Source organism: Phocaeicola sp. RTP21198st1_B8_RTP21198_201120 (genome assembly GCF_040929485.1).
GTDB lineage: Bacteria > Bacteroidota > Bacteroidia > Bacteroidales > Bacteroidaceae > Phocaeicola > Phocaeicola dorei.
Map to the genome: position 1 here is coordinate 23,874 of NZ_JBCOCI010000057.1, position 8,293 is coordinate 32,166.

Annotated in this window: 6 protein-coding genes; all 6 read right to left on the bottom strand. The window is 41.1% G+C overall.

Translation table 11 applies throughout. The annotated features are described in order from the left end of the window. Positions 1 to 87 precede the first annotated feature (87 nt). Positions 88 to 591, bottom strand: a complete 504-nt coding sequence (locus AB5935_RS17185) for a hypothetical protein (protein WP_005858567.1) — start codon at positions 589 to 591, stop codon at positions 88 to 90. Further along, a complete protein-coding gene (locus AB5935_RS17190; protein ID WP_146265071.1) occupies positions 588 to 1,820 on the bottom strand; it encodes an AAA family ATPase in 1,233 nt (410 codons plus the stop codon). The genes AB5935_RS17185 and AB5935_RS17190 overlap by 4 nt, the downstream gene beginning before the upstream one ends. Before the next feature lie 184 nt (positions 1,821 to 2,004). Continuing rightward, positions 2,005 to 4,278 carry a hypothetical protein gene (locus AB5935_RS17195; protein ID WP_146265072.1) on the bottom strand — a complete coding sequence of 758 codons (2,274 nt, stop codon included), beginning with the start codon at positions 4,276 to 4,278 and terminating at the stop codon, positions 2,005 to 2,007. A 24-nt stretch (positions 4,279 to 4,302) separates the two neighbouring features. After that, positions 4,303 to 5,223, bottom strand: a complete 921-nt coding sequence (locus AB5935_RS17200) for a hypothetical protein (protein WP_034530215.1) — start codon at positions 5,221 to 5,223, stop codon at positions 4,303 to 4,305. A 142-nt stretch (positions 5,224 to 5,365) separates the two neighbouring features. Further along, positions 5,366 to 5,986: a hypothetical protein gene (locus AB5935_RS17205; RefSeq protein WP_005858575.1), complete on the bottom strand. Its 621-nt coding sequence runs from the start codon at positions 5,984 to 5,986 to the stop codon at positions 5,366 to 5,368. Between the two features lie 33 nt (positions 5,987 to 6,019). Further along, on the bottom strand, positions 6,020 to 8,293 hold a 2,274-nt coding region (locus tag AB5935_RS17210; RefSeq protein WP_272202817.1), incomplete at its 5' end, for an RHS repeat-associated core domain-containing protein.

Consider the following 8,293-nt stretch of genomic DNA (forward strand, 5'->3'; position numbering starts at 1 on the left):
AAACATTTTGTTAACAGTGCAAATGTAGGCATCAAGTTTCGTACCGGAGTTCCGTTTTTCGCCGAAAATCACTGCAGGGTCAACCAATTATTCAATATTTATTCTGTTCTCGATTCTCAGTATATAGTTTGTTTCCGAGAAAAAGCGTTCCATACGTACTGCCTGACCGGTTCTGAACAAAGGTTTTTCACTATTGGCTATGTAGGCTTTTTTTATGGGAAAATTCCGTGCCTCTTCCTGTTGTTCAAAATAACCAATGGTAGAACGCAACTGCTGTTCGCCGTCTTTTATCCATTGATTACCCTTGCCTTTTCTTTGCTTCAACTCTACAAATATGATCGTATCTCTATAAAACAGGCAGCCGTCGCAGCGGTTGTCCATACTCCCGTCCGCCCTGCGCAGTTCAATGCAATGGTCAACCGGTACGAAATTCACCTTTACCTGAGGATAATTATCCACCGCCGCAATCCAATCCTGACCCTGTCTTTCTGCAATATATGCTTTTTCAGCAGCAGGAGCCGGCCGGTCGCATATACCGAATTTGCGTCTGTTTGATGATGATATATGTTGTGTCGGGAAGAAGTCAATCATAATTCCTGTTGTATTTCCAATAAATCGGCAAAATCTTCGTTTGTTCTCTCCAGCATCCTGTTGAGGAAGTTCTCATCGGAAGGAAGCCCATGATATGTGTCCAGTACAGTTACCGTCCCTTCTATCTCGTTGAACTCGTAAATAGCGATTTCGTCAGGGTGTATGGCAGCTTCTATGGGATAAATAGCATTTATCCTTTCTTGTACCTCACAGGAAAGATTACCTACAGCCAACAGCATACCGGCTTTGACAGCGACGGTCAGGCTATTAATAAGGTATGGGCTATGTGTTGTAATCACCAAACGGTTTGTTTCCAAAGCATTGTTAAAAGCCAGCAACTGTTTCATTATCATCCATTGCGATTCCGGATAAAGGTTTTGTTCCGGTTCTTCTACAATGTTGACAAATGCCGATTTGTTGAATCTGGCAGAAACGGCTGAAAGGGCAATCCTCCGTTGCTCGTCCGTAAGGTTCGGTATGTTCCATATATTCGCAACTTCCGCTTCGAAGCGTTTCGCTTCATCGCTGCTCATCTTCTGGGCACTATTCGCCTGACTTTTTACAGATTCGGACAAATGTAAAGAAACCAAATAAAGCGGTACGATGGATTGGAATCCGCTGGACGCTTCCATCAACTTCACCTTATAGTCCTCACCTTTGACATAAACAATGTCATTTTGTTTGTTATATTCCAGTTGCGCATGATTGATAGGCAGTTCCAGACTACTCTTAATGCGTTGTTTGGCTTTGTCATATTCCGTAAGAAAACCTAGCAAGGCATCCGGCAAATCCTTAATCAGATTCGGTTTGTTGACCATGCTGATGAAATTCCGTTCGGCAGGAACGTACATGATTTGAGGAAGGGCATAGCTGTCCAATGCATTCTCATTCTTTTCTATGACAAGTTCGCCTTGCTTCGTGTAGGTAAACTTGTAGGAATCCCCTTCGTAGAAAATCTCAGTCTGTTCCTTTATGAAATAATTGGAAATACGATGGTAACCGCAATACTTGTTCTTGAACTTGGCGGCGGTAAATTCTTTCTCCTTGAAATCACCCCGTGTCAAGACCTTCTCCATCCATGTAAAGGTGGAAACCAGTTTGGCAACCGTACTTTTACCGCTACCCTGGTTACCCGTAAAAACGGTTACTTTCTTTATATCTATCCATCCGTCCGTTACAGATGCTGTTTCTTTCAACGGACCGAAGTTTTTAATCTTGATTCTACTCATATATTTATTGTATAGACCTGTTACAAAGATAGTGTTTCTAAATGAGACGACCTAATGAATGTTGTGTTTCATTTGCTGTGAACATAGAGGTCTTCCCAATTCTTTGTTTTTCCAATTTTTAACCTGTATGTTTTATGATGGTTTTCTAATAGTCAGAAGTGTCAATCTGATATCCGAATGTGTATCAGTCGGCATTGAACGGACGGATTTCGGAAAGATTTTCATTGCCGCTGTCAATAAAGCGGTCGAGCACCTTAATCATGACAACAGGTATATTCTGCTTCCATAGTATCTGTGCGTCCAGCTCTGTACAAACCAATGCCATCTGTTTCAATTCTTTTTCCAAGTATGCTCCCGAACTGATATATTCATTCAGAAGAGGTTCGTTTTCGGATAATTTGATTACAGAGGCATATAACTTGTATTGTTTATTGATACATTTCAAATGAAACTTATCCTTTAGTGTGGAAGGCGGATCAAGTAATTTCAGTTTGGGCAGGTCTGACTTGTTGAGAATAATCACAGTATTTGTAAATTCGACTGTATGATCTCCAGGCAGACTATACAACAATCTGTTGTCAGGGGATTTGAACTTATACTCGTTTTCCTTCCGTAAATTCTGAGGATAAGCATTGTACCAGTTGAAATGGAATCCGATGATTATCTGTTTGTCGGTCAATCTTAAAGTCTGGAAGGCCTTGTCAAGATTCTCCGGAAAAACCCTATATTCACTTTTAGGCTGATACTGGAAGCTTCGGAGCCAGCAGTTTTTGAAAGAGTATAGTGTAGCAGCACTGAAAGACTCCTTAAAATTGACATATCCTATTGTTTTATCCGTACAGAATGCCTCTGCCGGCATCAGCTGACGTATTCTTCCGACACAATCGAACTTGTTACAGTTTTTGTGCTCATCATCAGTTATGACAGATACTTCTGTAATCCACTTCATTTCTCTGCCAATACTATCTGATGCTATTTGGTAAAAATCCTGAATTTCATCTTCAGACAGCTGTTGAGTAACTTTTTGATGTTGTATTGCTGAAGTAAGCGAATTGGAAAGGGACTCCAGTGCATTCTTCAGCTTATGTTTAGTCCTGTATATGCGCGACTGATCCAATGGCAGTATTGTTGTGATGTCTTCCAATGGAATGGAATTCTGCTCAATCTGTTTCAGGATAATAGGAACATTTTCCAGCCATTCGTTCTTTTCGGACAAGGGTTCAGGAAGAGCCGGCAGTGAATAAAAATCCTCGTAAACATAGGTACGGTTAAGTGTTGCCAGACGTAACATTAGGATATACAAGTATTTCTGTATCCAGCCATTGATGATGCTATTGTTGCGTACGCCAGCCTGAAGACCAAAAAATGGATATTTTTGCTCGTATCTGTACATTGAATCGGAATCAGACGAAAGCAAGTCCATATACAACAAGATGATTTCAGCCAATGAATCAGGTATCAGTACATAATGAGGTGGCTGGCTATTGGTGTAATACAGAAGTTGGTTCAGAAGCTTGTGCTCCTTTTTGAACAGCAGAAGCCCTCCCAATGCGATATGGAACTCCTTGAACTCTTTTCGTTCTTTTTGCCTTAGCTTGACCATTTTACTGTCAGCAATGACTTGTCCAGATGAGGTATAGGAGACATATATACGCTCGTTAAGTTGGAAATCTGCAAGGTGAAGAAGCAGAAGTGAATTGGCTGCATTCCAATATTTGATAATCCATTCACTGTGTTTGTAAAATAATTGCTGGTTCAAGCAAGTCCAGATTGTACGGTAGGTATTCTGATGCATTATGGTGAACTGGACTCCATCCAGCATTACGTTGACTATGTCATTGCCGTTTTTGATGGAAACCGCTTCCTTTTGCTGCATGCATAATTGCTCATTGACGGAGATGATACCTTCGTATAACTCCGGTGGATATTCCATTACCGTCCATTGTCTGCCCTCACGTAAAGACATGGTCCAATCATACAATTCCTGATAGCAATCGCGCAATACATCCACATTGTTCTGTTTGAGCATGGCAATAAAAAGTTCGAACCATGCCTTTCTGGTATTTCGTGGAATATCGTTTCTCTTGATTAGATGCTTTTGCAGTTTTTCAGGCACATTATAAATATAGATAAGCCTGAAAATCATAAATATACTGAATGTCAGCAGTACACAGAATATTGTCGCGAGAATAATGGCAGAATAATCTATGTACTTTGTAAGAGCTCCGAAATCAAAATAGTTAGGTGGAGCGACCAATTGATAGAACAGTAAAAATATGGTAATAGCGAGCAGGCCAAGAAAATGCTTTGTGCTTCTTTCGTTCATAAAGAGTTGTATCAGGCGGGTAGATTCATACTTATCGTCTATCCGCTGAATAACTCCAATTAACAAGGGAACGGCAATGCCCAGTATGGCTGCCGTTATAGGTATAATAATTTCTTTAGAAAAAATGTCCATAATATAAAAAATGTTCAATAGTTGCTATGGTACTGGAGGAAACTTTATGCGTCCTTCTTTATCGATGGTACAAGATAAGGCTTCCCCTTGAATTTTTTTAGCTATACGGTTATAATTTGTTGCTGTTCGTGTTTTTAAATCTACCATTTCTTTCCAATCAAAGGTATGCTCTATATTAAAAACATTCTGTTCATTTGCTGAAGTAAATCGCATGGATGATTTTACATGGATATTACCCTCTTGAGACCGGACATTCCAGTTAAATCTGGGATGATATTGTAATTTTGCAGCGAGGCATAATCTTTCGACTGTTGCCTGAATTATACCTTTAGTCGTGTTTAAATCTTTCAGACTTTGGGAGTAATACCATTTGAATTCATCATAGATTTGGTAATCCAAGGGATTCTCAAAAGGTTGGAACAACTGGTAAATTTTGCTCAAAAATGATGAATCATAGTCATGTAAAAATGCCGGAACCTCCTGATCCATTAAAACACGGCAGCCTTTGGCCCCAGCCTGTTCCAATTTGACAGCCTTACTTACAGCATTTCCTAGCAACATTTGTCCCAAATTAGTGTTGTTATCTTCAATGATATCTCCGTATGCAATACCACCACGACATAGAATACCATTCTGCAAACAATCCCACATAATAGTATGACATGAAAGTATGACATCTTTCATGTTTTCAGACCAGACGAAAGCGCAATCGGACAACTGGGTGAAATTTACTGTAGGGTATTTACTCTGGCAGTTTGCCAAGATTTTCCGAAAAATGATCAAAATATTGGCTGCAAATTCCTGATTCCCTGAAGTCTGAAAATGTTTAGAGACCTGCCAAATATTAAAATCGTCTTCTGTAAGCTGGATTTTACCTTGTGTTAAAGCTGAAAATCCTAGTATATCCACATAGAAGACAAAACCTTTTAGATTATTCATGTTCATAATGTTATCGTTTATAACTGGTTGAATTTTTTTTGGACATTTTGAGCTATACTGATGAAACAGTTGGGAATTGTAACATATTAGTTGTTGCTTGTCACAAAGATAGTATATCTAAGTGAGATGAGTTAATGGGGGCTTTGTTTTATTTTTGATTTTGCCAATAAATGGTATTTCCTAAAATAATTTTGTATAGTTCTTCATTTTTATTGTAAAACAAGTTATATTCTTCTTTATGTTTCCATCTTGAGGCTGTTTTGATGACTTTAATGAGTTTATTATTATCATAAAAGTATTCTATAGTTGAACTATCACCATAAATATTAACTCCAACATATATTGAATTCTCATTATTTACTATTTCAAATTTTGATATAGATATTAAATTAATTACGGGTGTATTTTCATTTTCTGTTGGGTAATATTTGAAATAGGTTTTGTTATATCCATGTTTAGAATATTCATATAAACTGATATATAAACCTTTTCGTATATCTGCATCTATATGTTGCTCTGAAATAATCATTTTGTTATTTTCATCGAAGCCAAATCTGAACAAGTCCTGATAATTCCATTTTTCAATGGTCATGTTTTTTAAAAGTCTACCTTTTTTTTCTTTATTAAGTAAATGATAATAAGGTAGTAGATTATAATATTCCTTGGTCGAATATTCCCATCTATGTACATTTTTTAAATATTCTTTTATAAGAAGAATATTATTCTTTTTTTGTAAACTTGTTATTTTTAATTTTAAGTCTGTTAACATAATTGTCGATATTTAATATAAATTACTTATGAATTAATGGGTTGAATTGTTCCATCTTCCACTTTCTATTTCTGTTCCAATTTTTTGTAATTGTTTTCTGACATAATTGTCTTTTAAATTATCGCTTAATTTATTGTCTATCGCATATTTCTCAGCACTCTCTAATAATTCACATATTCGTTTATCACTTTCAAGCGAATGTATGTACCCTGCATGGTAAGTACCAGTAGTTCTGGCAGCTTCTCTTCCTGGATGTCCAGATTGAGTTACTTGAGAATTAGCAGTACCCCATAGAGCAACTCCATTTTCGGCATCATTAATTCCTATGTGACACCTTTCCAATACGGCTTTGGATCTGTTTACATATTCATTATTCCGATTCAATTGAACAATATGATGTGGAGTCTGTCCAGCAGCAACAGGCCTATAGGCATTTTCCATAGCTTTTTTTAATTTATAAGCATGAGATAAGCCTAAAATATCAAGTGCTATGTTAGTAGAATTAACATATCTATATATTGCTAAAATACCAGATTTTAATCCTATAGGATCTTGACTCATGTAACTACCAATTCTTGGTTCATAATACCTAAAACGGTTGTAGTATAATCCCGATTCCTCATCCACATATTGCCCTTGAAACCTGAATGGACAATCAAACTCCATTCCTTTATTTACAGTAATCACTTTTCCATAAATATCTAGTGTACAATCCCAAGTTTTGTTTCCTTTTTCATCGTACATCTGAATAGGTGTACCCAAATAATCGGACACAATAGAATATTGCTTACCATCCTGTATCTTTGCTGTTGGTACAAACGTGCCTGCTTCGAACACCCAGGTGGTAACATCTTCTGCCGGTTCTTTTGGAAGGATGTTTTCCTCTTCGTCCCATTGTGTTTCCGCTACCTTGTAGCACCATTCGTGCAGCGGTACGTTTCCGTTCCACACCCAGCGTGTAACCTTTCCGAAATACTGCTTGGCAGTACGCCGTCCCAACGCATCGTAGCGGAACTCCACCGGCCTGCCGTCCGGGCGTATCACTTTCTTCAGCATACCGTTTGAAGCCCACTCGTAGAGCCATCCCGTTCCCGTTGCCAGACAGCGGATGCCACGTTCCTTCTCCATGCGCTTGCGGTCGTACCTTACGCCCGTTTCCTGCAACCGTTTGAACTCACGGAAAATGAGGTTCCCCTCGTCATCGTAGTGGTAGAAACAATCTGGGTCCTCCAAAAGTCTTCCACCGGCACCGTATTTGCGGTCCTTCCTGTCCGGAGTCCCGAAGAGGTTGCCCACGAAGTCCGGCACGCGGTAAATCACATCCGTTTCCGAGCCCTGGGTGGTTTCCTGCCGGATGAGGAAGTCGAAACGGTCATAGTCGTAGCGAATGACCGTTCCCGTCAGCTCGTTTTCCTTGGAGAGCAGGCGGTTGGCGATTCCCCATTGGTAGCGGTAAGCCCCTTTCTCTATGCCGCCTGACCGTACCGACTTGCGCACCTCGCGCCCGAAACGGTCGCGCTCCGTCCTGACGGTTACGCCACCGGAGAAGGTGCGCTGCACCTCCAGCCCCGTGTTGTCACGCACCCATGATGCCTGCCAGCTCTCGCCTGCCTGCATGGTCTGCAGGTTGCCTTCCCGGTCATAAGTGTGACGGATGTCCGCTCCCAGACTGCTGGTGATACGAGTACAGTTGCCTTCGCCGTCATAAGCCCGGCTGACGGTGTGTTCTCCCTGCCTTTCCTCTGTAATCAGTCCCGTCTTCCTGTCACGGGTGAACTCCAGCAGGTTCTCGCAGTTCTTCGCCTTGACGAGCATGCCGTCCTTGTCATACGTGTAGAGGGAGACCTCCCCGTCATACTGTTCCTCCTTCAGGATATTGTCCAGTCCATCATACTGGTATTCCGTCCATTTTCCTCCGGGACGGTTTACACGGGTGACACGGCCCGCACCGTCGCGCTCGTACTCACGGCGCAGACCGTCGAAGCCGGTTTCCGCAACGACCTGTCCCAGCCCGTCCAGCTCGAAGAAATAGTTGTCGCCCGCCTCGTTGCCGATGCGCCGGAGCTGCAGCTCGCTGTTGTAGCCGAAGGTGATGTGGTGCCGTTCCTGCTCGCGGCTTTTCAGTACCCCCAGTGCCCCATAGGTGTACCTGACCTCGCGGATGTTGTCGCTGGCATGTACCATGTTTCCCATGGCATTGTACTCAAACCGGTGCACATTGCCGTCCGGCTCTTCCAGCCGTATCAGGTTGTCCGCACGGTCGTAGGCATAACGGGTAACGTTGCCTTTCACATCCACCGCCTGTAC

Coding starts and splice junctions, on each gene's coding strand:
- AB5935_RS17185 (WP_005858567.1), bottom strand. CDS start 591: ATGATTGACTTCTTCCCGACACAACATATATCATCATCAAACAGACGC.
- AB5935_RS17190 (WP_146265071.1), bottom strand. CDS start 1,820: ATGAGTAGAATCAAGATTAAAAACTTCGGTCCGTTGAAAGAAACAGCA.
- AB5935_RS17195 (WP_146265072.1), bottom strand. CDS start 4,278: ATGGACATTTTTTCTAAAGAAATTATTATACCTATAACGGCAGCCATA.
- AB5935_RS17200 (WP_034530215.1), bottom strand. CDS start 5,223: ATGAACATGAATAATCTAAAAGGTTTTGTCTTCTATGTGGATATACTA.
- AB5935_RS17205 (WP_005858575.1), bottom strand. CDS start 5,986: ATGTTAACAGACTTAAAATTAAAAATAACAAGTTTACAAAAAAAGAAT.